This window comes from Halobacteriovorax sp. RT-2-3 (assembly GCF_047085075.1).
In the GTDB taxonomy this organism is placed as follows: domain Bacteria; phylum Bdellovibrionota; class Bacteriovoracia; order Bacteriovoracales; family Bacteriovoracaceae; genus Halobacteriovorax_A.
In genome coordinates this window covers 1,191,684-1,216,924 of the sequence record NZ_JBKIYF010000001.1, presented here as the reverse complement: position 1 = coordinate 1,216,924, position 25,241 = coordinate 1,191,684, and the positions used below count along the sequence as shown (strand labels likewise).

General features: G+C 36.3%; 24 protein-coding genes. 14 read left to right on the top strand and 10 right to left on the bottom strand.

Translation table 11 applies throughout. The annotated features are described in order from the left end of the window. The first annotated feature begins 107 nt into the window (after positions 1 to 107). From ACMAYX_RS05715 to ACMAYX_RS05680, 8 genes are all read left to right on the top strand, one after another. Positions 108 to 1,112 (top strand): hypothetical protein, encoded by a 1,005-nt coding sequence (locus ACMAYX_RS05715; protein ID WP_412471664.1) that lies wholly within the window; start codon positions 108 to 110, stop codon positions 1,110 to 1,112. 36 nt (positions 1,113 to 1,148) lie between these two features. Beyond that, positions 1,149 to 1,730, top strand: coding sequence for an RsmD family RNA methyltransferase (locus ACMAYX_RS05710; protein WP_103216479.1), 582 nt, complete (start codon positions 1,149 to 1,151; stop codon positions 1,728 to 1,730). A 51-nt stretch (positions 1,731 to 1,781) separates the two neighbouring features. Further along, complete coding sequence (gene coaD / locus ACMAYX_RS05705; protein ID WP_103216480.1) at positions 1,782 to 2,261, top strand: pantetheine-phosphate adenylyltransferase; 480 nt, start codon at positions 1,782 to 1,784, stop codon at positions 2,259 to 2,261. After that, positions 2,261 to 3,487 carry a pyridoxal phosphate-dependent aminotransferase gene (locus ACMAYX_RS05700; protein ID WP_412462921.1) on the top strand — a complete coding sequence of 409 codons (1,227 nt, stop codon included), beginning with the start codon at positions 2,261 to 2,263 and terminating at the stop codon, positions 3,485 to 3,487. The genes coaD and ACMAYX_RS05700 overlap by 1 nt, the downstream gene beginning before the upstream one ends. Positions 3,488 to 3,552: 65 nt before the next feature. After that, positions 3,553 to 4,551, top strand: coding sequence for a hypothetical protein (locus ACMAYX_RS05695; protein WP_103216482.1), 999 nt, complete (start codon positions 3,553 to 3,555; stop codon positions 4,549 to 4,551). A gap of 3 nt (positions 4,552 to 4,554) precedes the next feature. Beyond that, the gene (locus tag ACMAYX_RS05690; protein WP_412471663.1) at positions 4,555 to 5,688 is read left to right on the top strand and encodes a hypothetical protein; all 1,134 of its coding nucleotides are present in this window, start codon (positions 4,555 to 4,557) and stop codon (positions 5,686 to 5,688) included. A gap of 116 nt (positions 5,689 to 5,804) precedes the next feature. Beyond that, entirely contained in the window at positions 5,805 to 7,130 is a 1,326-nt protein-coding gene (locus ACMAYX_RS05685) for a PhoH family protein (protein ID WP_103216484.1), read from the top strand. Between the two features lie 14 nt (positions 7,131 to 7,144). Further along, on the top strand, positions 7,145 to 7,708 hold the full coding sequence (locus ACMAYX_RS05680) for a PilZ domain-containing protein (RefSeq protein WP_103216485.1): 564 nt from the start codon (positions 7,145 to 7,147) through the stop codon (positions 7,706 to 7,708). Positions 7,709 to 7,801: 93 nt separating this feature from the next. On the opposite strand, the gene ACMAYX_RS05675 is transcribed toward ACMAYX_RS05680, so the two are convergent. Further along, positions 7,802 to 8,113, bottom strand: a complete 312-nt coding sequence (locus ACMAYX_RS05675) for a hypothetical protein (RefSeq protein ID WP_103216486.1) — start codon at positions 8,111 to 8,113, stop codon at positions 7,802 to 7,804. Between the two features lie 135 nt (positions 8,114 to 8,248). Then, positions 8,249 to 8,860 carry a DedA family protein gene (locus ACMAYX_RS05670; protein ID WP_233189674.1) on the bottom strand — a complete coding sequence of 204 codons (612 nt, stop codon included), beginning with the start codon at positions 8,858 to 8,860 and terminating at the stop codon, positions 8,249 to 8,251. Positions 8,861 to 8,986: 126 nt separating this feature from the next. On the opposite strand from ACMAYX_RS05670, the gene ACMAYX_RS05665 reads away from it, so the two are divergent. Continuing rightward, positions 8,987 to 9,727, top strand: coding sequence for a hypothetical protein (locus ACMAYX_RS05665; RefSeq protein ID WP_412471662.1), 741 nt, complete (start codon positions 8,987 to 8,989; stop codon positions 9,725 to 9,727). Between the two features lie 41 nt (positions 9,728 to 9,768). Here the strand turns inward: ACMAYX_RS05665 and ACMAYX_RS05660 are convergent, their stop codons facing one another. Then, positions 9,769 to 10,371 carry a peroxiredoxin gene (locus ACMAYX_RS05660; RefSeq protein ID WP_103216488.1) on the bottom strand — a complete coding sequence of 201 codons (603 nt, stop codon included), beginning with the start codon at positions 10,369 to 10,371 and terminating at the stop codon, positions 9,769 to 9,771. Positions 10,372 to 10,657: 286 nt separating this feature from the next. Here ACMAYX_RS05660 and ACMAYX_RS05655 point away from each other — a divergent pair, with 286 nt between their 5' ends. The 4 genes from ACMAYX_RS05655 to ACMAYX_RS05640 all read left to right on the top strand — a co-directional run bounded on the left by ACMAYX_RS05655 (position 10,658) and on the right by ACMAYX_RS05640 (position 15,718). After that, entirely contained in the window at positions 10,658 to 11,269 is a 612-nt protein-coding gene (locus ACMAYX_RS05655; protein ID WP_021266245.1) for an ATP-dependent Clp protease proteolytic subunit, read from the top strand. Between the two features lie 40 nt (positions 11,270 to 11,309). Further along, positions 11,310 to 12,620, top strand: a complete 1,311-nt coding sequence (gene clpX, locus ACMAYX_RS05650) for an ATP-dependent Clp protease ATP-binding subunit ClpX (protein WP_103216489.1) — start codon at positions 11,310 to 11,312, stop codon at positions 12,618 to 12,620. A gap of 336 nt (positions 12,621 to 12,956) precedes the next feature. Then, positions 12,957 to 15,365, top strand: a complete 2,409-nt coding sequence (lon, locus tag ACMAYX_RS05645) for an endopeptidase La (protein WP_103216490.1) — start codon at positions 12,957 to 12,959, stop codon at positions 15,363 to 15,365. A 128-nt stretch (positions 15,366 to 15,493) separates the two neighbouring features. Further along, positions 15,494 to 15,718 (top strand): hypothetical protein, encoded by a 225-nt coding sequence (locus tag ACMAYX_RS05640; RefSeq protein WP_392991034.1) that lies wholly within the window; start codon positions 15,494 to 15,496, stop codon positions 15,716 to 15,718. Positions 15,719 to 15,743: 25 nt separating this feature from the next. Here the strand turns inward: ACMAYX_RS05640 and asnB are convergent, their stop codons facing one another. Further along, the gene (asnB, locus tag ACMAYX_RS05635; protein ID WP_412462919.1) at positions 15,744 to 17,324 is read right to left on the bottom strand and encodes an asparagine synthase B; all 1,581 of its coding nucleotides are present in this window, start codon (positions 17,322 to 17,324) and stop codon (positions 15,744 to 15,746) included. 128 nt (positions 17,325 to 17,452) lie between these two features. Here asnB and ACMAYX_RS05630 point away from each other — a divergent pair, with 128 nt between their 5' ends. Then, positions 17,453 to 17,914: an Lrp/AsnC ligand binding domain-containing protein gene (locus ACMAYX_RS05630; RefSeq protein ID WP_103216493.1), complete on the top strand. Its 462-nt coding sequence runs from the start codon at positions 17,453 to 17,455 to the stop codon at positions 17,912 to 17,914. On the opposite strand, the gene ACMAYX_RS05625 is transcribed toward ACMAYX_RS05630, so the two are convergent. The 6 genes from ACMAYX_RS05625 to ACMAYX_RS05600 all read right to left on the bottom strand — a co-directional run bounded on the left by ACMAYX_RS05625 (position 17,911) and on the right by ACMAYX_RS05600 (position 25,228). Then, positions 17,911 to 18,705: a sulfite exporter TauE/SafE family protein gene (locus ACMAYX_RS05625; protein ID WP_392991042.1), complete on the bottom strand. Its 795-nt coding sequence runs from the start codon at positions 18,703 to 18,705 to the stop codon at positions 17,911 to 17,913. The genes ACMAYX_RS05630 and ACMAYX_RS05625 overlap by 4 nt on opposite strands. A gap of 854 nt (positions 18,706 to 19,559) precedes the next feature. Beyond that, a complete protein-coding gene (gene cas5 / locus ACMAYX_RS05620) occupies positions 19,560 to 19,622 on the bottom strand; it encodes a CRISPR-associated protein Cas5 (RefSeq protein ID WP_393022204.1) in 63 nt (20 codons plus the stop codon). A 2,750-nt stretch (positions 19,623 to 22,372) separates the two neighbouring features. Next, positions 22,373 to 22,942, bottom strand: a complete 570-nt coding sequence (locus ACMAYX_RS05615) for a hypothetical protein (protein WP_412469851.1) — start codon at positions 22,940 to 22,942, stop codon at positions 22,373 to 22,375. Positions 22,943 to 22,963: 21 nt separating this feature from the next. Then, positions 22,964 to 23,767 (bottom strand): hypothetical protein, encoded by an 804-nt coding sequence (locus ACMAYX_RS05610; RefSeq protein ID WP_103216497.1) that lies wholly within the window; start codon positions 23,765 to 23,767, stop codon positions 22,964 to 22,966. A gap of 154 nt (positions 23,768 to 23,921) precedes the next feature. Beyond that, a complete protein-coding gene (locus ACMAYX_RS05605) occupies positions 23,922 to 24,416 on the bottom strand; it encodes a hypothetical protein (RefSeq protein ID WP_412471661.1) in 495 nt (164 codons plus the stop codon). Positions 24,417 to 24,679: 263 nt separating this feature from the next. Continuing rightward, positions 24,680 to 25,228, bottom strand: a complete 549-nt coding sequence (locus tag ACMAYX_RS05600; RefSeq protein ID WP_412469850.1) for a hypothetical protein — start codon at positions 25,226 to 25,228, stop codon at positions 24,680 to 24,682. Positions 25,229 to 25,241 lie beyond the last annotated feature (13 nt).

The following is a 25,241-nucleotide window of genomic DNA, read 5'->3' as shown; positions in this document are numbered from 1 at the left end:
AACGATGGCCACTCATATTGTCATGCTTAAAAATAGATATTCTCGACTTAAGCTTTGTAAGTTATTGATTTTATAACAATGTTTATTTCTTAAAGTTTCTGTCATCTGTGTCGAAAAGCACAAGTGATATTGGATCAATAGACGGAGTTTATATGGGTGGAAATAAACCTCAAGATGCAGCAGCAAAAAGTGTAGAAAGTGGATTTTCTGAGAATGAACTAGATGACATCATGGCAGAATTTGCAAGTCTGGATAAAGAACTGTCAGGACAACTTGATAGCGCGCCAGTAGCAGAGGTCGTCGAAGAAAGCGTTGCAGAATCTGCACCAGTAGAAGAGTTTGCTGTAGAAGTAAACCCGCTAGATGCCCTAGAGGCGCAAGCTAATCCTCTTGATGAGATGGTTGCTGAATCAAATCCTCTTGATGAAATGGTTGCGGAATCAAATCCTCTTGATGAGATGGTTGCGGAATCAAATCCTCTTGATGAGATGGTTGCGGAATCAAATCCTCTTGATGAAATGGTTGCGGAATCAAATCCTCTTGATGAGGTTGTTGCAGAAGTGGAAGAAGTATTCGAAGAAGAGACAACACAAATCGTTGCTCAAGAAGATATTGAAGAAGCAGTTGCTGGAGATTCATCTCCATCACTCGAAGAAGCATTTACTGAAGGCTTTGATGAAGCTGAAATGGATGCCATAATGAAAGATCTTGAAGAAATTGACGCAGCATCACCTACGACAACTCTCGAAATGGAAGAAGAGCCGGCAGCGAATGCACAATCAACAGTGATAAAAGATGAAGACAATGAAAATATACTTGTGATAAATCAAGCGCCTAAAGAAACTCCTGCGCCTTCTTTCACGCATGTTGCGCCAACAACTAGCGAAAGTGGTGACGTTACTTTTAGTGCAGCAGGTAATATGAATTTTAATGTAAACTTGACGATCGCTGGGTCGCAAGCAACATTAAGTGTAGTTGATGGACGCTTTACTCTGACAATGAATGGTGTAGACGTTTCAATAACTGAAGAAGGCTTTAAGGCATGTATTGAAGGTGGAGCTAATTTTAATATTCCACTTCCTTCGGCCGAAGAAGCGAAGAAAGTCGCTTAACATTATTTGATGTTGTTTAAACTAAAAAGGTTATAAATGGCCATAAATATACTTGGTGGGCATGCTAAAGGGCATGCCCTTTTTGTTCCCCCTGAATCAATTACTCGTCCAACGAGTGTTATGCTTCGACGAAAATTCTTTGATGCTCATCAAGACTTAACGAATTGTCTGTTTGTGGATTTGTTCGCAGGTAGTGGTGCTATGGGGTTTGAAGCGCTTTCAAGAGGGGCGAAGAAAGTCGTACTTGTTGATGACCATCCAAAAGTTCTTAATGTCTTAAAAAAGAATAAGATAGAGATTTCTAAAAAAGTAGACACAGAAGATTTATCAATTATTAAGCAAAAAGCTCAAGCTTATCTAAAAACAAGTATAAGTTATTTGGAGTCAACATCAGATGAATACGATGAGAGTTTCATCTTCATCGACCCGCCATATGAATTAAAGGATGTCTACTTAGAATGTCTCAAATTACTTAAAGAATCTTCATTCTCTGGAGAGATTTGGATTGAATCCGATCGTCAAAAGGGAATCCTTGAAGCAGATTTAAAAAAACATTCTCTTACTTTCTCTAAAGTCTACAAGCAAGGCACAAGTTATATTGCAAAAATTGCATTGTAATCCGGTGTCGTATAAAATTGATTTAAATTTATAATAGGAATTAGGTACTCAATGAAAAGAGCAATTTACCCAGGAACGTTTGACCCATTCACAAATGGCCACAAGGATATTTTAATGAGGTCACTAACAGTCTTTGATGAGGTGATTATACTTGTTGCCCACAATCGCAATAAGAAACCTCTTTTCACAGCTGAAGAGCGAGTTGAGATGTTAAATGAAACATTTAAAGATGAGCCTCGTATTAAAGCAGATAAGTGGGAAGGACTAATTGTCGATTATGCAAAAGCAAACGACATTGGCTCAATTATTAGAGGACTTAGACCTACAGGGGATTTCGAAGCAGAGTTTCAGATGGCCTCAATGAATAAGAGACTATACCCAGAAATTGAAACAGTTTTCTTTATTACTGAAAGAGATAACTACTATGTTTCAAGCTCGCTTGTTAAAGAAATTCATAAGCATGGAAAAGTAATTAAGGAATTCGTTCCAGATACAATTTATAACTGGATTGCTAAAAAAGGGAAGATCTAATGAATGTTTCGAAGCGTTCACAAGAAATTAATGAGAGTATTACTTTAAAGCTTAATGCCAAAGCAGTAGCTATGGCACAAGAAGGTAAGAAAGTTTACAACCTTACAGCAGGACAACTACCTTATCGGCCACCAAGAGAGTTAGTCGAATCGATAAGGGGAGAGTTAGACTTTCTAAAAAGTTTTCAATACAGCCCAGTTGCAGGCGATAGTGAGTTACTAGAAAAAATTATCGAATATGTTGAAACTTCTCGAGGCATTAGCTTTGATGAGTTTGACCATAATTTCAAGGCCGTTGTAGGTAATGGTGGAAAGCATGTTCTTGCAAATATTTTTGCAAGTATTGTTGATCCAGGTGATGAAGTAATAGTTTTTGCTCCATACTGGATTTCATATCCACAAATGATCTCTCTTAATGGTGGTGTCTTAAAAGAAGTTAAGGCTTCCGTTTTTAATGCGTTTGAACCAGACCTAGAGGAATTAAAAGAATTGATTAGTGATAAAACGAAAGCAATTGTTTTAAATAGCCCAAATAATCCATCGGGGATTTTCTATAATGAAAAGTGGATGAAGCAATTTGCTGAAATTGTGAAGCCATATGAAAATACTTTTATTATTTCTGATGAAATATATTACGAATTAAATTATTACGACCCAAAACCAACATATTATTATCAATATGATCGTGAGTTATTGTCACGTACAATCATTGTCGACGGTATTTCAAAAAGTCTTGCAGCAACTGGCCTAAGACTTGGCTACTGTATTGCACACGAAGATGTGATTGATGCTGTTAAAAAGATTCAAGGCCATACAGCTTCAGGTTCTTGTTCATTAATTCAGCGTGCGCTACTTCGCTATAATATGAATCATGTTGATGAGTATCTAACTCCAGTTAAAAAACACTTACGTGAGAATGCTCTTATATTAAGAGAAGTTCTAAGAGAGTATAAGTTAGAAAAGTGCTGGTATCAGGTAACGTCAGCTTTTTATTTTCTCTTTGATTTCTCAAGCGCTCCTGTCATTGGCCGATTTAAAAAATCGGATACTGATCAGTCGGATTACTCTGTTGAGATCTGCGAACAAGTTCTTGAGCAAAAAGGTGTGGCAATGGTCCCGAGTGGGGATTTTGGTCTTCCAAATTGTGCCAGAATTTCTCTTGTTCTACCAAAAGATGATTTTAAAGACGCAATTGTTAGTGTCGCCGAGTATTTAACTCAGGAATAAGCTATTTAAGATTGGTATCTCATTCCCACTATGAATTAAAGGTTAAGTTAAGAGATAATTAAGCTGTGAATAAACTAATTGTTTTCAGTATTTATCTCTTAACATCAATTCTTTTCACCTCTTGTGGTGTCGATGAAGATATCGAACTTGAAAGAAGTTATCTTTCTGTTGAAGATCATTTATCGACTGGGGATTGTGATAAGGCCCTCAGTAAAATGCTTGCGATGAAAGAGCAGAGTGGAGATGCAACTTATTATAAGTTACTTGCTTCTTCTTATGCATGTAAAGCAGGCTTTTCTGTAACAGAGTTCTTCTTAAATGAAATCACAAAAATTACAACAGGTGGAGATCTCCTAAGTTCAATGTCAACATTTACATTGGCCCAGGCCATGACTGACATTGATGATCTTTCTTACTACTATCTTGGCAAAGCAATCGATGTTTTAACTTATTCTGGAGGAGTTGGCCCAGCAACAAAAGATCCGTCTGCTACGCTTCGTAAAGCAACATTTGGAAGTTATGGAGCGGCCGATATAAATTCTTTTCTAATGTATATGCTCTTTGTTCGAAACGGTATGAGCATGGCCTTCTTTGGAAATTCTGATGCGCTTGGTTCGAAAGGAGCGGGGACAGTAGGAACTAATGAATGTCTCTTCGCATACTCTTACTTCGGAGATGGCGATCTTGATGCATATATTCAAGCAGGTGGTGTGACAGGTGCATGTGATGATGGTGCTGATACAGGTAGTATTGATTTAACTAATGGTGATTCAAGCCTACATCTAGAACGTGCTTGCGCATTGGTTACTGACTTTAATAACTTATTAGATGTTCTTGAAAATATCACTCTTGGTGATATTACTGATGTTGATTTAACAACATTTCTGGCCGACATTAGTACTGTTAGGCAAGACTTTGTCGACAATGTGATTACACCTAAAGGCTTTTCAAATAGTCTTGTGACAATAAAAAATCAAACTCAATGTGTAACAGATTTTACAGGTAGTGAACTTCAAATTGCTTACTATATGGCAGCACTTTTTGAAACACTTCATTCAAGGTAGGTAATGGGAAAGACGCTTAAGCTCCTATTCATTACTCTTTTGAGCATCAATGTTTTGGCCTTTGAGAAATTCTTTTTAGGTCAGAGTCCTCGTGCCATGTTAATGGGAAATGCATGGATGGGGCTTGCTAATCAGGATTCATTTACTGTTTTTTACAATCCTGCTAGCTTAGGTGCAAATTATGATGTTGATATATCTCCTGTTAATTTTATTCTAGCTGGGCCAAATGCGATCGATGATATGGATCGCTTTAATAATCTTCCAAGTGATGCTGCTGGCATTGCTGATCAGCTAATGGGTTACCCTCTTTATTTAGAAGCTTCTAACTTTTCAACGATTAAGGCCCATCATTTTTCATTTTCTTATTTTACTAAGAATCGTGCCAATATCGTTTTGAAGAACCGTGTAAATCCGGCCTTTAATGTTGATTACTCTTATGATCGTGGATTTATAGCTGGTTTTGCTTTCAATCTAATTGGTGGCAGTCGCAATAAGCAGAAAAAGAAAATTATGAAAGGTAAGCGTCTTTCGCTAGGATACTCTTTCAAATATTTAACAAGAGAAGGGACGCGAGATAAATTTGATATTTTCTCGACAAATATCATTACAAAAATTGAAAATGGCCTAGGCTCAATTGATGATATTAAAAATACATTTGGCTATTCCAAAGGTTCTGGTGCAGGTCACGATATTGGTATTGAATATGCCAATGGATGGGGAAATACAGAGTTTGTCGCATCAATGGCAGTTCTTGATATTGGTGATACATACTTTAAAAAGACTCAAGGGGATGGGGAAGTTCCTCGCATCAATATGGCCGTTAACACTGGAATTGCTGTAAAACAAGACTGGAAGGCATTTGATTATTCTCTTGCTCTTGATGTTAAGCCAATCAATCAAGGTTTGAGCTTTGGTCGAATGATTCACTTTGGGGCCCAGCTCAATATCCCTTTCTTTGGCTTCTTTGCAGGACTTGGCGAAGGCTATCTGAATTATGGAGCTGAGATTCGCCTATGGCCAGTTACGATTACTGCTGGATTTAATAATGTAGAAATAGGTTCTGAGTATCAAGAAACAAAAGGTGATCGCCTTTTTGTTTTTCTCTCTTTATTTGATACATCCATGGATATTTTTTAGGCTTTTGTGTGAGTTTCATGACGCACAAAGGTGAACGGCCCTTTTTCTTTGACATCCCTTTTTACCATAACTTAAAATTTAATTAAGAGAGGCTTCCTCGCATCAATCTAAATGTCATGGAGGGCATTTTGACAAGAAAAACCTTTGTACTCGATACGAACGTATTATTATTTGATCCTAACGCTATTAACAAATTTGGTCCTAACGACGTCTTCATCCCACTAGTTGTAGTTGAAGAAGTAGATCGTTTTAAGAAAGATCAGAATGAGAATGGGCGTAACGCTCGTTATTTCTCAAGAATCATCGATGATCTTCGTAAGAAGGGATCACTTATGGATGGTGTTGAGTTAGACAATGGTGGAACCCTGATCATCTCTGTTGATAAGACAATTGAAAATCAACACGACACAATTGATCTTACTATTAATGATAACTTAATTCTTGCCTCAGCTATCTTCTTAAAGGAGCAGGGAGAAGATGTTGTTCTTATCACTAAGGACATCAACTTAAGAATTAAATCTGATATCTTAGGTATCAATGCTGAAGACTACGGAATGAAAGATATTAAGCTTGAGGAAATTTACTCAGGTTATCGCTTTCTACCACTTCCAAAAGATAAGCTTGAAGAATATGAAAAGAATCGCTTCTTACAGCTTGAAAACTGGGAAGAACTTGAAATTTTTCCAAATGAATACTTAGTTGTTCATGAAGAAGGAAATGATAGAAGAAGACTTCTGGGACGTTTCTCTAAAAGTAAACTTGGAGTTGTACCTTTAATTCCAATGAGAGAAGGTGTTTGGGGAATTTATCCAAAAAATATGGAACAGCAATTTGCTCTTGATGCTCTTTTAAATGACGATATCAAGTTAGTATCACTTGTTGGTAAGGCCGGTACAGGTAAGACTCTTCTTGCAATTGCAGCAGGACTTGAGATGACAATTAATCAAGAAAAATATTCAAGACTTCTTGTTTCTCGTCCAATTCAGCCAATGGGGAAAGACCTTGGTTATCTTCCAGGTGATGTAAACGATAAGTTAGGTCCTTGGATGCAACCAATCTTTGATAATATGGACTTCCTATTTGATCAAAGAAGAGCTGGAACAAGTTCTTCATATGTTGATCTAATGGATCATGGACTACTACATATCGAACCACTAACTTATATTCGTGGTCGTTCTATTCCTGGTCAGTACTTAATTGTTGATGAGGCCCAAAACCTTTCTCCACACGAAGTTAAAACAATTGTAACTCGTGCAGGTGAGGGAACTAAGATCATCTTAACAGGTGACCCTCAGCAGATTGATAGTCCATACCTTGATGAGATTAATAACGGTCTAAGCTATGTTGTAGAAAGACTGAAAACAGAAGAGATCATCTCTCATACGAAGTTAACTGTTGGTGAGCGTTCTGCGCTTTCTGAAACAGCTTCAAAATTACTTTAATAGAGGAATAGCGAGTGTCGAGAGCTAATCGTCAACATTTAAGAGCACCTGTAAATCAAGAGATGCTCTATCTTTGTGATGACTATGTTTTAAAGGGCCGCTGTTCTAATATTTCCGAAGGTGGAATGTTAATTACCGATATGGGGCGTGTACCTTCAAGTACACGCTTTCATACCATGGTTTCTCTTATTCAATATCCAGAATTTTCAAAGTTAAGTTCTCAAAAACTTATTAGTATCGACCACAGCGCTTTTGATATTGAAGTTATTCGTTGTGAAGTTGATATTGTTCGTTCATTTGAAGGATTGTCGGAAGTAGAAAAAATCTTATTACCATCTATCGGTGCTAAGTTTTCACATGTAACTTCAGGGAATATGGCCCTGATACGCTCATACGTGACAACCTTTTCAAAGAATATGATTTACTTACTAACTCAATTTGAGAATTCTTCTAAGAAAAATGGGAATATCGTACATCTTAGAAAGACGGCATCATTGCTAGGATATGATTCTGAAATGAAGTTGCCACTTCTTAGGGCCAAAGTTCTACACGATTATCAATCGCTAGAATCCCTCTAAAGTCTGCTGGAAGCAAAAAAATAAGGCCCATCTTATGACGGGCCTTAAAACAAAAAAACAAAAAATAAAAAGAGAAGAATATAAAGAACAAAACTATAGTTTTGCTTTTATCGAATACTTAAGATCCTTGATTGTCGCTAAAAGATATTTGTCGATAGGCGATTCATTATCAAGGATGCGGCTTTTAAATTCAGCTGTTAGCTGATCTACTTTAATTAATAATTCGTTATTAATAACGTCGTCACTGTTGATTTCTGCAACAAGAGAGTTTGTCTCATTGATTAGGGCAGAGAAGTCTAGCTTAGAGAAATAATCTCTTTGAACAGTACTTTCACAACGGCTAGCTCTTTCGCTTTTAAATGCGTTGAAACTGATAACTTTATTTTGCGTGATTGAATTTAACATTTAGCGGTACTCCAATAATCAAATACTGTTCATTTTTTTTCACAACTTTTGTGAACAAGCGGGATTATGGAGGAAGAGGCCCGTGCTGTAAACTGTAATTGACGGGCCTTGTAATTTTTTCTGACTTTAATGATTTTAGGCGTTTACGTTCTTTTTCTTCCATTTTGAGACGATTACACCAAGAATTACAGCAAGTGCTACTGCACCGATAACGTAATTGCTCTTCTTGATATACTCAATAGCTGTCTCACCAAATTTATAATAAACAGTGAAGTAAACAACACATGATACTGTTGCTGCCAGCAGGTCTGACAGGGCAAATTTCCAAGCATTCATGCGTCCTAGACCCGCTGATAGGAAGAGTGCATTTCTAAATCCAAATGGAACAAAACGACCAAAAATTAATGTGAATACACCATACTTTTTAAAGAAGGCATTAACCATATCAAGGCGCTCTGGCGTAACCATTGAGGCAAAGAATTTAATTTTAAAAATTTTCGGGCCTAAGTAGCGTCCAATAAATCCGTAACAAATTAAATCTGAAAGATATGCTCCAAGAAATACCCCAAAGAAAAGTGGGTATAGGTAGTCTGGGTTCTTGGCCGCTAAAATGGCCGAAGTAAATAACATTACATCTTCAGAAATTGGAATGTTAAAGCCTGCTAAGAGGAGTAGTCCAAAAATTATAAATGGCGCCATGTGCACGTGAGTGTTGATATAGAGCATGATCTGATCAATGAATTCCATTTTATCTCCTAGCATAACTGTAAAAAAATTACGTTAAGAATATCCTAATTTGATTCAATATGCATTAGTTATCAGCGTATTTTTCCTCTCTCAATTTTAAGGTGTTTCTCTGGTAATATTAGGGCCGTGAAAAAGAGAATTTTTAGATCACTCATTATTTTTTACATTGGTTTAAATTCGAACCAAGTATATGGAAAGAGCTTGGACTTCTTCTTAAAGTCTAAAGGGGACAACCATAACTACTTTATTCAAACCTCTGCTTCTCTTGGAATGTTTAAAGAAAAAACATCTAATCGAGTTTTAAAAACACAAAAGAATTCACCAATGACATTAACAGCAGGGATTTCGTATTTTCCTGTATCAATTGAGAAGCTCTCACTTGTCGCCCTTGGTAGTATTTCATATCTTGTTGCCTCAGAAATTGAGAGTGATAGTGGAAGTAGCTTTTCAAATAATTTAAAGCTTAAACCAGAGCTTGGAGCAAGTTTTTATGCTCATAAGTCTTATACACATCGCAATTCGACAGGTTTTTTTGGTGGTGTTGATTACGAAGTCTTCAATCTTTATAACTCAAGTAAATTCTTGGATGGTGAATCTCTAGATACTGAGGTTAAGCGCATCTATTATGGCACCTTAGGACTAACATTTGCTCAAAAGATAATTACACCTTTTGTACTTAATTTGAGCTTTTCTCAATCTGTGAATTCGCAAAGAGGCTTAAGCGGTCAACGTTATCAGATCAATTACAGTCAGAAGTATAGTGAGAATATGTGGTACAACATCTTTGCCAAACGTCATGAATTGAAAAATGATTATCGACAATTGAGTATCACTCGCTTGGGAATCGGAGTAGGATTTTATTATTAAAAAAGGCCCTCATTTGAGGGCCTTCATATTTCGAGCTAAAATTATAGCTTGTTGAAATATTCTTGTGATCCTTTTGGATCTGGCTTCATTGTATCAGCACCTTTAGTCCAACCTGCCGGACAAACTTCTCCGTGCTTAGCTGTAAATTGGTAACCGTCTACAAGTCTTGCAACTTCTTCAACATTTCTACCAACTGATAGGTTGTTGATTGAAACGTGTTGAACGATGTTGTTGTCATCAATGATATAAGTTGCTCTAAACGCAACGTCACCAGATGGCATAAGTGCACCGTATGATCTAGCTACTTCTTTTGTAAGGTCTTCAAGGATTGGGAAGTTGATATCACCAAGTCCACCTTCATTTCTTGACTGCTTAGTCCACGCTAGGTGAGAGAAAGCTGAATCAACAGAACAAGCGATAACTTCAGTGTTAAGGTCTTTGAAAAGTTGAATCTTGTCAGAAAATGCTGTGATTTCTGTTGGACATACAAATGTAAAGTCTAGTGGGTAAAAGAAAAGAACTTTCCACTTTCCTTTGAAGTCTGAAAGTGAAATTTCTTTGATTTCACCATTTACTACTGCGTTACCTTTGAACTCTGGTGCTGCTTTAGAAACTAATGATGTTGGGTAAACTGTTTCAGTCATAATATTCTCCTGTTTTCTGCGCGTATAACTATTGAATAGTTTATAAATTCTTGCGCTAAATTAAACCGCAGGGGTAGGGGAAATTCAAGACCTGCAATGTTAAAATTCATTCATCTTTTTGTAAAAAAGGAAAAAAGTAGAGTAAATAATTTCAGTTGCTTAAGCTGGAATTTAATCAGAAAATCGCAAATATTTATCTAAAGATATAGTCCCAACCCACCGAAATGCTGAATGCAATAGACAAATTAATTGGAAAAGAGTCCAAATATATATCTAGGGAGAAAAAATGATGGATCCAAAGGCACATATACCTAACCCAATTGTTATTGAACAAACGGCAAGAGGTGAGAGACAATACGACATTTATTCAAGACTACTTCTTGATCGAATCGTATTCTTAGGTACACAAGTAAATGATACAGTTGCCAACCTACTAATTGCTCAGATGATGTTTCTAGAGCAGAGTAATCCAGAAGATCCAATCCATTTCTATATCAATTCACCAGGTGGAAGCGTTTATGCTGGACTTGGTATTTACGATATTATGCAACACGTATCTTGCCCAGTTTATACTTACTGTGTAGGACTTGCTGCTTCAATGGGATCACTACTTCTTACTGCTGGAGAGAAGGGACATCGTTACTCTCTTCCACACTCTCGTATTATGATTCACCAACCTCTTGGTGGAGCGCAAGGGCAGTGTTCTGATATTCAAATTCAGGCAAATGAAATTCAAACATTAAAAGACCAACTAAATGGTATCTATATCAAGCACTCGTCAGTAGATATGACGATGGAAAAAATTGTTGCAGCAACTGACCGCGACAATTACCTATCTCCACAAGATGCAATCGAGCTAGGTATTATTGATGGTGTAATTGAATCTAATAAGAAGTAAGATATAATTCTATTTTAGAATTAAAACTAAAGGACAATGAATGACTAAAAAAGATGGATCATACAATAGTTCACTTTCTTGTAACTTCTGTGGGAAATCTCAAAAAGAAGTTAAAAAGCTAATTGCAGGACCTGGTGTTTATATCTGTGATGAGTGTATTGAATTGTGTAATGAAATCATTTACGAAGATACGGTTAAGTCTGTTTCTAAAGCCGCTCTTGATAATGTTCCAAAGCCACACGAGATTAAGCTACACCTTGACCAATATGTAATTGGACAAGATCGTGCAAAAAAGATTATCTCTGTAGCCGTTCATAATCACTATAAGAGAATTGCTCACGGTGATACGAAAAGAAAAGACGACTCAGTAGAACTTGCAAAGTCGAATATTCTACTTGCTGGTCCAACTGGTTCTGGTAAAACTCTTATCGCTCAATCACTAGCAAAGTTTCTAAACGTACCATTTGCTATTGCTGATGCAACTTCACTTACTGAAGCTGGTTACGTAGGGGAAGACGTTGAGAATATTATTCTTAACCTTCTTCAAGCATGTGACTACGATGTAGAAAGAGCAGAGCGTGGAATTGTTTATATTGACGAAATCGATAAGATTGCACGTAAGTCTGAAAACCCATCAATCACTAGAGACGTATCTGGTGAAGGTGTACAACAAGCACTACTTAAGCTCGTTGAAGGGACTGTCGCATCTGTTCCACCTAAAGGTGGACGTAAGCACCCTCAACAAGAGTTCATCCAAGTTAATACGAAAAATATCCTTTTCGTAGTAGCTGGTGCATTCGTAGGTCTTGATAAAATTATTGAAAAACGTATGACGAAGAGACCAATGGGGCTTGTTGCAAAACAAACTGTTGAAGCCGAAGAATCAGTAATTCAAAAGCTTGGTGGTATTGAAGCAGAAGACTTAACAAAGTTTGGTCTTATTCCTGAATTTATTGGACGTCTTCCTGTAAACGCACTTCTTGAAGAGCTAGATGAAGAAGCACTTGTTTCAATTCTAACTGAACCAAAGAATGCGATTACTAAGCAATATCAAAAACTATTTGAATTTGATGGAATCGAACTAGAATTCGAAGAAGAAGCTCTGAAAGCAATTGCTCAAACAGCTCTTACGAGAAAAACTGGTGCGCGTGGACTTCGTGCCATCATCGAGCAAACAATGCTTGAAGTAATGTATGATGTTCCAGCAAATGATAAGGCCAATAAAGTTGTGATTACTGCTGCATCTATTGCAGGTAAGGAATCACCACGCGTTGAAGAGGGTCCAAGAAAAGACACGAAATCAACTGCTAGCTCAACTTTAGAAGCTAAGAAAGATATCGAATCAGCTTAAGAGTTAATTATTTAAAAATTAATAAATAAGTAAAGAGGGCCAGGCATTTTGTCTGGCCCTTGTTCGTTTAAGCGGTGTAGAAATTACACTAGTTTTCAAATGTCAGAATATTTTAGCTAACCGGTCTTCTCTTGTCGGATAACTTAAGTGGTTGTAAATATAGGCCTATGCACTGTGAATTTATTGAGGGGCATAAGATTCCGACCAAAAAAAGTTTCAAAATATTTATAGGTTCTTGATACAATTTATAAAAGGGTTAGAGATTAGACATGAAGTCTTCCAATCTTTCCTTTTCCCAGAATTTTTTTGACAAGTATTAATAGTGCAGGAGGTGCTATGTCAGACAAGAAGTCAACTGAGTCGAAGAGCCTACCGTTACTTCCACTAAGAGACATGATTATTTTTCCACACATGGTTGTTCCACTATTTGTAGGAAGAGAGAAGTCAATCAACGCCCTTGAGGAAGCATCAAAAAATGGTAACGAGCTTTTTCTAGTTACGCAAAAGGATGCTAGTATCCTAAACCCAGATCGTGAAGATGTTTATAACGTAGGAACTGTTGTAAATATCATTCAAATGCTTAGACTCCCAGATAATACTGTAAAGGTACTTATTGAAGGGAAGTACAGAGCAACAATCGAGGAATTTGAAGCAAGAACTGAAGGTTACTGGGCAGATGTAACTAAGTGTGTTCCAGCTGTTCCTGAACAAGTAAAGATTGAAGCAACAGTAAGATCAATCAAAAATGTATTTGAACAGTACGTGAAACTTAATAAGAGAATTCCACCAGAATTACTTATGAGCATTTCATCGATCACTGATCCATCAAGATTAGCTGATATTATCGTTGCACACCTTTCAATGAAGATTCCTGAAAAACAGGAAATTCTTGAAGCTGTAGATATTGAAGCACGTCTTCAACTTCTTCTTGAAAAAATGCAAGGAGAGATCGAGATCATTAACGTTGAGAGAAGAATCAGAACTCGCGTTAAGTCTCAAATGGAAAAGTCTCAGAAAGAGTACTACCTAAATGAGCAAATGAACGCTATTCAAAAAGAGCTTGGACAAAAAGATGAGAAATCTGAAGTTCAAGAAATGGAAGAGCGCCTAGCTAAGAAAGTAATGCCTGAAGAAGCTGTTACTAAGGTACAAAAAGAGATTAAGAAACTTAAGTCAATGTCTCCAATGTCAGCAGAATCTGCGGTTGTGAGAAACTATATTGACTGGATGCTTTCTCTACCATGGGGAGAGTATACAGAAGATAACAATGATGTAACTCATGCAAGAACTGTTCTTGATGATCATCACTTTGGAATGAAAGATGTTAAAGAAAGAATTCTTGAATATCTTGCGGTAAGAAGTCTTGTTGGTGCAGAAGGAAAGGGAACGATCCTTTGTTTAGCAGGTCCTCCAGGTGTTGGTAAGACATCAATTTGTCAGTCACTTGCAGAATCACTAGGTAGAAAGTTTGAAAGAGTTTCACTTGGTGGTGTAAGAGATGAATCTGAAATTCGTGGACACCGTCGTACTTACGTAGGTGCAATGCCAGGTAAAATCATCTCTGCACTTAAGAAAGCAGGAACATCAAATCCAGTTATTCTTTTAGATGAAATTGATAAAATGACATCTGATATGAGAGGGGATCCAGCAGCAGCAATGCTAGAAGTTCTAGATCCAGCTCAAAATAAAAACTTTGGTGATCACTATATTGAAGTTGAATACGATCTATCAAAAGTAATGTTTGTTATGACTGCAAATGATCTAGGACAAATCCCTGGGCCGCTTAGAGATAGAATGGAGATCATTAACCTTGCAGGTTATACTCCAATCGAAAAAACTCAGATCGCTAAGAAGTACCTTGCACCACGTGCATGGAAAGATAACGGACTTAAAGATTACGAATACACAATTACTGATAACACAATCATGGAAGTTGTTCGTGGTTATACAAAAGAAGCTGGTGTACGTGGGCTTGAAAGACAGTTCAATACAATTGCTAGAAAGATTGCTACAGACGTTGTTACGAAAGATGTTGAGAAAGGTAAGAAGTTCTCAATCACTTCGAAACTAGTTCAAAAGTATCTAGGTCCAGTTAAGTTTGATGATAATGTAATTGAAGAACAACCAGAAGTAGGTTTAGTAAATGGTCTAGCTTATACTTCAGTTGGTGGCTGTCTTCTACATATCGAAGTTATTGCAGTTCCTGGTAAAGGTGGTATCCAAATCACTGGTAAGCTAGGTGAGGTTATGACTGAATCAGCGAAGGCAGCAATGAGCTACGTTCGTTCAATTTCAGGTCGCTTAGGAATTGATTCTGAGTGGTTTGATAAGCATGATATCCATATTCATGCACCAGAAGGAGCAACACCTAAAGATGGTCCTTCTGCGGGGATTACAATGGTTACAGCGATTACTTCAGCAATCTCTGGAATTCCTGTAAGGCAAGATGTTGCAATGACAGGTGAGGTGACAATTAGAGGACGTGTTCTTCCAATTGGTGGCCTAAAAGAGAAGATGCTAGCTGCTAAGCAAGCAGGAGTAAAAACAGTTGTTATTCCTGAAAAGAATAAGAAAGACCTTCTTGAGATTCCACCGGAAATCAAGCAAGGACTATCAATTCACCCTGTTTCACATGTTGAGGATGTACTAAAGCTTGCTCTAAATCTATCTGAGCCAGAAAAGTTCATGCAGCATGTAGGGCTGAAGGTTATTGACTCTGGGAAAGGGATGGAAGTAGCTAACTAAGCTGCTTGCCTCCTATTAAAAAAATTAATACTTGTTAAATTTGGCCCTGCTTATGCGGGGCCTTTTTTATTTCAAGAAGTTATAGAAATAGCGAAATATCGCGTATAATAGGTGGAATAGGAGTTGATATGAATAAGAAGCTTTTAATTATTATTTCTCTAGTGACCACTAGTAATGCTTTTAGCTTACCTAAGAATTTCGGTTATCGTTCTAGGTTAAAAGCTTGCCTTGATAAGTCAGTGAACTCAGCCTGTACTTATCAAGTAAAAGAAAAATCTATAAGTGGAGAGTGCCAAGAGGCAAAAAAAGGCGATCGATTAATTTGTGTTAGCTTAGAAAAACTTAATAAATAAAAAACACCTCTTTTGAGGTGTTTTTTTATTCTCCAGATGCACCATAGTTAGGTAAAACTCGCGCTGATGGATCATCAACCTGGCAGTTCTCCCATTCCTTATTAGGCATCCAAAAGTCTGTAATAAGGCCGCAAAGCCCTGGAAAGTGCCCTTCAAAGAGGTCACGATACATAAGAGACTCTTTCGTAAATGGAGTTGCATATGGGTATTTTTCACTAGCTTTAGATAGCTCTTCTTCACTATATTTTTCTTCAGCAAGCGCCTTAAGCCAATCCACCATATCGTGCCCAACAGCGTCTGAGAAGGCTGCTTTTTCACGCCATAGGATTTCATCAGGAAGGTAGCCACTGTGGTCAAATGCTTTTCTTAGAAGGTATTTACCCTCTCCTGACCAGTTCATTTTAAGCTCAGGAGCGATTCCCATGACGTACTCGATAAAGGCCTTATCACTGAAAGGAACACGGGCCTCAAGTGAGTGAGAGCTAATCGAACGATCAGCTCTTAAAACATCGTAAATATATAATTCGTGAACTCGTTTTTGTGCTTCTTTTTGAAACTCTAATGGACTTGGTGCAAAGTCAGTATACTTATAGCCAAAGAGCTCATCACTAACTTCTCCTGTTAGGACAACCTTAACATCAGTTTTTTCTTTGATGTATTTACAAACTAGAGACATTCCCATTGATGCTCTAATTGTCGTGATATCCCATGTTTCAAGCTTGTGAACAAGTTCTCCAAGATGCTCAAAGGCTTCTTCTTTTGTAAAGATGACTTCGTGGTGTTCACTGCCAAGGTAGTCTGCAACAATTCGTGCATACTTTAAATCAATTGGGTTTGTGTCAATTCCAACGGCAAATGTTTTAATAGGTCGATCACTAAGTTTGGCCGCAATGGCACATACTAGTGACGAATCGAGTCCGCCTGAAAGAAGGAAACCTACTGGTGCATCTGCATCAAGGCGTTTTTTTACTCCTTCAACTAAGTGATCATGAATACCTTGATACACAAGTTCTAAATCTTCTTTTGCACGAGACTTAATTTTTCGAACATCAAAGTATGGTGTAAATTCACCATCAGCATAGTAGTGTCCTGGAGGAAAAGGTTTAATGTCCTTACATAGACCTTGTAGTGCTTTTACTTCACTAGCAAATGCTATCTTTCCATCTTCAAGGCCATATCCATAGAAGAGGGGACGGATACCAATTGGATCACGGCCAGCATAGAATTTACCATCTTGTTCAATTGCAAATGCAAACTCCCCATCAAGTGATGTGAGAAGCTTTTCAATGCCATACTCCTCAAATATTGGAATTATAACTTCGCAGTCTGAATCAGACTTAAAGTCATAGCGGTCAATATAGTCAGTTCTTAAAGTGCGGTGATTGTAGATTTCTCCATTACAAACAAGGTGTGTTTTAGATTTTGAGATAAAAGGTTGTGAGCCGGCTTCACTTAAATCCATAATTGCTAGACGATGAAAGCCCATTGTTCCTTCTGTTAACTTGTGGATTGCTCTTTGATCTGGCCCTCGGTGAGAGATTAGATCAAATTTCTCTTCAAATTCTTTTTCTTCAACTTTTCCCGTAAATACACTAAATCCGCACATGAAAACCTCCATATTTTTAGTAATATTCGGCTTTTTTTAATAAATTCTCAATATTGAACATGTAAAACTATGAGTTATTTAATAAATACTATAAAATGGTGGTAAATTGATAGTTTCAGAGGTGAGATATGGCCAATAATTATGAAATTGATAGTATTGATAAGAAGATAATCAAATTGATGGAAAAGGATGCCCGTATGCCATTTCTTGAAATGGCCAGGAAAATAGGGGTTTCCGGCGGTACAATTCATCAACGAGTTGAAAAACTGAGAGAGGCCGGTGTAATCGTCGGAAGTACAATTAAAGTCGATTATACAAAATTAGGACATAATGTAGTTGTTTTACTTGGCCTTCACCTAGTGAATGCACGTGATATTCACAAGGTTATTGAGAAGCTCGAGAAGATGGATGAAATCGTTGAAGCTTATTATACGACAGGGGATTATGCTCTAATTGTGAAGATCATCGTTAAGGATATAAATCATTTTCACGAGTTTCTTATCGGTAAGATTCAAATGATTAAAGAAATTCAATCAACAGAATCTTTCATTAGTTTAAAACAAGTGATTAACAAGAGCTTAAACGTTTAGTGACCTAAATAAGTCAATGTCTTCTTCAGGGCTATTCCGATTAAGAGAAGAGCAAAGAGCTTTTTTAGTATTGATTGGTTGGCAACACTTGATATTCTTGCTCCAAGCTTAGTAAAAAAGAAGCTTGCGATTGAGATCCCAAGGAAGGCGGGTAAGTAAACATAGCCAAGTGAGTATTGTGGAGTAGGTTTACTAAGACCGTTATAAATATAAAATGAAGTACTAAAAAGAGCGATCGGAACCCCAATTGAAGCCGAGATAGCAACTGCATTTTTCATTTGGTAGCCTCTCCAAGTTAGAAATGGAACACTTATCGTACCACCACCAATTCCAAGGATTGCTGATTTGAGACCAATAATAAAGCCAGTAAAGTTAAAAAGCATATTAGAAGTTTCTTTTGGCTCTTCTACTTTAGATTTATAAAAAATCATCTTTAATGAAACAAGATAAAGGTAGCAGATAAAGATGAGCTCAAGTGTTTGGGCCTCGACTATATTGACCAAATAAGCTCCAGTACTGATACCGACAACAATTGGTAAAATAAATCTCTTTGTTACATCAGTAAGTAGATTTCCCATATTATAGTGTCTAAGTGTTGAAGAGGCGGCAGTGATAACAATTGTCGCAAGCGATGTTCCTAGGGCCATATACATTCTAATATCTGGTGAGAAACCTTGTTTTTGAAATAAGAATAAGAGAGTAGGGACAATAACAACACCTCCTCCGATACCAAAAAGGCCAGAAAGAGTTCCAACAAATGCACCAACAAGTAAGTATAGTAAGAAAATCATGCTATCAATATGCACTCATATATTGGGTAAGACAAGAAGTATACTTGTTCATTATTGTCAGAGATTGAGGGGAAATTATTGATTCTTCGAAACATATTTTTACTTAGGTCTGCGTCAACGCAAAAGTTGCCACATGCTTATTTTAAAGGCTTTTAATGAGAAAATAGAGGTTAGTGAGGACCTTATGAATCTATTTAAAAGTAAAACTAAAAATAACCAATCTCAAATAAACTCTATTGTTGATATTAAAACAACACAGGCCAATTTAGATATTCAAGTTAGTGAAGAGAAGAAGCTAATTGGAGAGTATGAAGAGATTAATAAATCTCTAAGAAAAGAAGTTGAATTACAAAAGATAAAGCTTCAAAAAACTGAAGTAGAGCTTAAGAGATTACAGAGTGCTTTAACTGATGAGCACGCTGATAAGGAAATCCTAGAAAAGAGAATTGTAAAAATTCAACAATTGAATGATAACCAGGAATCGAACTTAAAAGAACTAGTTGAAGAGAAACAACTCATTTTAAGTTCAATTGTTCAGTTGAAAAAGAAGATTACAGATCTTAATAAATCACATTCCTCAAACTTAGATGAACTTGGTCGCATTAGAGTAGAGTTAGGTAATTTAAGAGGTGAAGAGCTTGCACTGAAGAATAAGGCATCAGTTATTAACGGTGATAAAGCCTATCATCTAGATTCTCGTACTCACTTGAAGGTGGAGATTGAAGAAGCTAATAAGCGTATTTCAAAATTAAGACAGTCCATTGAAGAAGATAGTAACACAATTAAAAAATGTGATATGAATATTTCAGAATTAGAATCAGAAAGAATAAAACTAGATACTGAAATTAGTAAGCTTATTGAAAAAACTCAAGAGGTTGTCGAAAAGAAGCATAAGGAAACTCAAAGACTAGAAGAATTATCAGTTAAAGTTAAAGATGTTCGACAAGATAAGCAAAATTTAGAAAAGGATTTAGAATTACAGATTCTTGATCTTAAAATGATCTCTTCTAAGCAAGCAAAGATAAATCAAGATATTATTGCAGTTGAAACTAATATTAAAAAGCTAGAAAGAGAATCTGAAACACTACGCACACAAGAGATGAGTGAGCTCGAGATAGTTGCTAGCCTCGAATCAGAAATAGCTTCTCGAGAAAAGAAGAAGCAAGAATTAATTCAGGATATTCAACTTCTTAAAATTGAATCACAAAACTTTAAAGATAAGATCGAAGAAAATACGACAAAGTCTGAGAAATTAGAAGCTCAGATAAATGAGCTTAGAGAAAAAGAAAGTATTTCATTAATTGAAATAGATCGTCTTGATAGAGAGTATAAAAAAACTAAGAAAGAACATGATGCTGTTCTTACTCAATCTCTTGCGCTTGAAAAAAGTGTTCAAAATTATCAGAGCGAAGTTGACCGCTTAGATGCGAGTGTTGAAGAACTTTTAACTAAAAAACAAAAAGCAATTCTTAATAATGAAAATCGTGAGATGAAAATTATCACGCTTCAAAAACAAATTGAAGAGGGGAGTTCTCAATTAAGTGAGATTCGTCTTGAGATTCAAGAATTAAATGGACGTGATGTTGAAGCAAGACAAACTTTAATTGATCTTGGTCTAGAGCAAAAAAATGTAGAGTACCAAAAGCAAGTACTTCAAGATCAGGCCGATAATTTAAGAAAAAGTATTGAACTTTTAAATGTGAAAATTGAAAAGTCTCAAGCAGCATATGAGTTATTAAACTCTGACTGTGAAGCCCAAAATAATCTTATTAAAGAACTTGCTGATGATGAGAATTCATTAAGTGATACTAATAATGAATTACTTTTAAAAATTGGAAGTCTTAAAGGGCGCATTCAAATTGGTGAGAATCGAATTGAAGCCAAAGGACTTGAAATTGAAGAGCTCGCTAAAGAAAACCAACGCCTGAATAATATTTCAGAGAGTCTATGTGATAAATTGAATAAAACTGTAAGAATGATTGAGTCATTGGATTCGAAAATATCAACATTTGAAAGTCAGATTAAAGCGTTAGACTTTCAGATAAAAACTAATCAAACATCATACGACGATGCTCTATTGAAAATAAAAGAGATGGATGCCATAACTTTAGACCTTAAGGACAGTGTTATTCGTAAAACGGATAGACTTAAGGCCATCTCATCTTCACGAAAGAAATATGAGCGATTGGCCAATAAGAAAGTATCATTAGTAGAGAATATGAAAATTGAGTTGAGTGAACTTAATTCAGGTATCGAAACTGAAACGAATCTTTACAATAATGCCCTATCAAGAAAGAGAGAGCTTGATGATGAGCTATCTTCATTAAATTTGGAAGTATCTCAGAGACAAGAAAAATCTACTAAACTTCAAGCTGAAATCTCTTCGATAGAAGCAATGATTGAAAGTGATGAAAAAACAATTAAGCAGTTAGAGAGTTCAATTGTTGACCAAGGCATAGTTTTAGATAGATTAGAAAAGTCTAGATTAAGTCTATTGGAACAACATAAAGACTTAAATAATCAGCAAATTGTAAGCAATGAGGAACTAACAAAAGTTGAAAATGATTGCTACTCTTTAAGAGTATCACTGTCTGATTTAGAAAAAGAAATTAATACAATTGAAGAGAATTTAGAATCAAATATCTTACGCAAAGTCCAGCTAAGTGAGGAAGCAAAGAAGCTTGAAAATGATACTCGAATTGCTAAAGCAGATATTGTAAAGCTTAACTCAGAAATCGAGCAAAGTGTTAATGAACTTAAGCTTGTTGAAGAAGAACATAAAGTAAAACAAGACATATTACAGAAAGAATTAGCTGAAAAAGAGCTTGTCACTAAAGAACACTCAACTCGTCAAAATAAGCTAAATGTAGCTAAAACACTTTTAGGTGAAGTTGAGAGTAAACTTAGTAGTGCTATATCTGAAAAAGAGATGCTTGAAGAGGGAATTGAGAACTCAACTAAGTTTAAAGGTGAACTATTACTAAAGAAAGATCAATTGTCTGAGGAAATCTCTAAGATCCGAGATGCAAATAGAGAAAGTCGTAATACACTATCAGGTTTATCTCTAGAAATTTCAAGTCTTAAGAATGAGTGCAGCCAACTTGAGATCAGCTATAATGAAGAGCTGGAGAAGTCTAAGTCGATTGTTAGTTCAATTGATATTCTTAGAAGTCAGGCGAGAGACTTAAAAACTAGACAATTAAATGAGCAACAACAGCTAGAGAATTTAAAAGAGAATATTAAGCCAGCTGTTGATGAATTGGCATATGTTGAAAGACAAGTTGAAGCAGGAAATCTTTTAAATAAATTAGAGATGGCCCTTACTCGTGTTGAATTTGATGCAAATCTATTTGCTGAAGATGATGCTTTGATTTTAATTCGTGATGAGAATATTCTTGTTAAAGTTGCTGCTTATATAGAATCACTACCATTTGTTTTCTCGAAAATTAATGAAGTTAAAATAAATGTAACTTCAGAAAATGCTATTGGAATTAGTACTCTTGGTGATCTTCGCTGTGATACGGAGCTAACAAAAGAATTGTTAAGAGATAATGTTAAAGGGAAGTTTAAGAAAGGACTTCGTTTTAAAATTTCTAATGGGCAAATAAAAGTAGAGATTCTTACTCAGGAAAAAAGCCTAGGCGCAAGGGCCTAGGCATAACACACACTACTGACAATATGGGATGTCATATTTTTTTGTGAATATCTCTTTGTATTCTCTGTCACCGCGTCTTCCGTTGCGGCTAACTTCTTTTTTAAGAGCGATCTCTGGAGTAGGATTTTGCCTATGAACAGTCTTTACCATTCGACAGTTTCTATCCTTACGCCCGTAACAGATCTTCTCTTCTTTTTCGACTTCTAGAGGGTAAGTTAGAATTTCTTTTCCTACAACGATATCTTTGTAGCGATCAGACTCTTTACTTCCACCAAGCCAAACTCTTTTATAAACTGGATACTTTGAAATCGATTGAATTTGATCATTGTTAATACAAACATCGAATACAGAAATATTTCTTCCTACATAAGCAATATCTCCATATAACTCTAGATCGTAGTTTTTCTTAACGTACTTTCTAATCGTTTTCCAGTCGTATTGTTTTAACTCTTTTAAATCATCAACTCCGCCAACAATTCCACCTGTACCAGCATCAACGCCACCATTATTTCCAGTAAATGCGCTAATTCCGCCTGTTCCTGCGAATGCATTAATTGCAAGGGCCAGAAATAATATAGTCATTATTGATTTCATTATAAAACCTTATTCCTTTCTCATTGTGTCTGTGGCCATGAAAGTGAATGTTTTTATATCACCTAACATGCCTTCTTTTTTTGTTACTTCAATCTTCTTGTAAAAAGCTTCTTGATCGATTTTTAACCATGCACGATATCCTTCAGGACTTAGACCTTCTGCATAGAATGCAATAAGGTTCTTTTCTGCAAGATCGACATCTTGAGTTTTTACATATTTTTCAACTAAATTAAGTCCAAGTCTTTTTACAAGTTTCGGAGAGAATTCAATTTGTTTGTCACCAGTAGTGAACATATTTGTCTTTGTAAGCTTGAGAACGCCAAGGTCTAACATACGATCTGCAGTTTCAGCTCCACTTAAGCCATAACGATATTGAATATATTCGCTAGTTATAGGAGACATCGAGGCCAGACAATAGATCTCAGCAAAAACTTTATCGTAAAGCATTTCCTTGTTAGCTTCTTCACTATATTCAAGTTTTCCTGCTGTTGAAGTAGGAGATTTCTTTTGAATTTCGTTAGCAACTTTTTCAGGAAGGTTCTTTAAGAGAAGGCCACCATTTGGACTATCAACTAAGCATGAATAAAGTCTTACAAGAGTTTGATAACCAGGTCTATTTTCTTGGGCCAAAAGACGCTTAAGTGTTCTTTGGTGAATACCAGATTTTTCAGAAAGTTTACGAAGACCAATAGATTCACTTCTAAATTGCTTTAGGTGTGATTCTAAATCAAGAGCTACTTGCTCTTTGAGACCAAGTGTAGGGGATGCCTTCTTTGGTAACTCGTTGATTATATTGGAGTTCTCTTCTCTCATTATGCCTCAGTATTTTTTGGCGAGTTTAGCACTATTCATAATTTTATGCAGTTAAGCAGTAAAAATTACAAAGGCCGAAGCAATGCCTCGGCCAATCGTTCTATAAAGTAAGCGTCCCTTAGGGAAAGACGCTTACCAAGTCCCTGGCTTATAATTAGTTACAAGCTGGGATTTCGAAAGTTTTTGAGAAAAGTTCTACTTTTCTGTCATCGTGATCACGTCCACCACGACGAGTAACTTTTGAAACAGTGATGTCTCTAACTACTGGTTGAGTTTCCATTTCTGTAACTGTTTTACAGTTTCTGTCTTCTTTACCACGACATACTTTTCTTGTTACTTCTCTTGAGATTGGGAATGATAGGTACTCATAACCAACTACGATATCTTCGTATCTGTCACTTTCTTTGCTTCCACCGATCCACTTTCTTTCGTAGATTGGGTACTGGCTTAGTGTATTGAAGTTATCACCGTCAACACATACATCAAATGCTGTAACGATACGACCAACAAATACTGAGTATCCTGAAGAGATTTCTAGGCTTGGGTTAGCTTTTACTTCAGCTCTGATTGTATCCCATGAATCATTTGCAGATAGTGCAAAAGATGAAACGCTTAGTAGTGCAGCAGCAAGTGCGATAATTTTTTTCATAAATTCCTCCGTTTGTTTGTTATCAAAAAATTGATTTATCAATTTCAATACTTTTTTATGTTGTTTTGATGAAATGAAATTAATTTGATTGATATGAGGTGACAATTTTTTCTAATTCACATGAGAATTTTGTCCGACATTGTCCAAATTAGTGGCCTTAATCATGACAAATGGACAAATTTGTTGAGATTTAGCAATCTCTTATAAAACAAGAAAGGCCGCATTAGCGGCCCTCTTATTTATTTATTTATTTAATCTGAATTTTACTGGCAATATGGAATGATGTATTCCTTGCTAAAAGAGTCTTGCTCGACCTCTCTTGGTCGATCACTATTTGGTTTATAGACTACTACTTTCTTTACTTTAACGTTTTTGATTGTCTCAGTAGATACATCTTTCATTACTTCACGACAGCGCTTACCATGGTTATTACATACCTTTTCGCGTGTTTTGTAGTTAATTGGATATGTTAGGTACTTGCTTCCTACTAGTTCAGTTTTAAAGCCATCTTTATCGGCTCCCATCTGATTTTTACCAACGTATTTAGTCTTATAGATAGGAAATTTTCTAGTTGTTTGAATTTCGTCTCCATTAATACATGTCTCAAAAGCGCTAACTGGTCTTGATACAAAAACAGTTGTCCCTTCAAGCTTAACGTCATCATTTCTCTTTGTGACATCGATAATTTTTTGCCACGAAGTTTGTGGTCCAAGCTTTGAGAAGTCGTCTTTAGTTGGTTTAGGGCCACCTGAAACACCTCCAACTCCTGCGTAAATCGAAAGAGTCGAAACTATTACTATAAATTTCTTCATATTGTTCTTCATA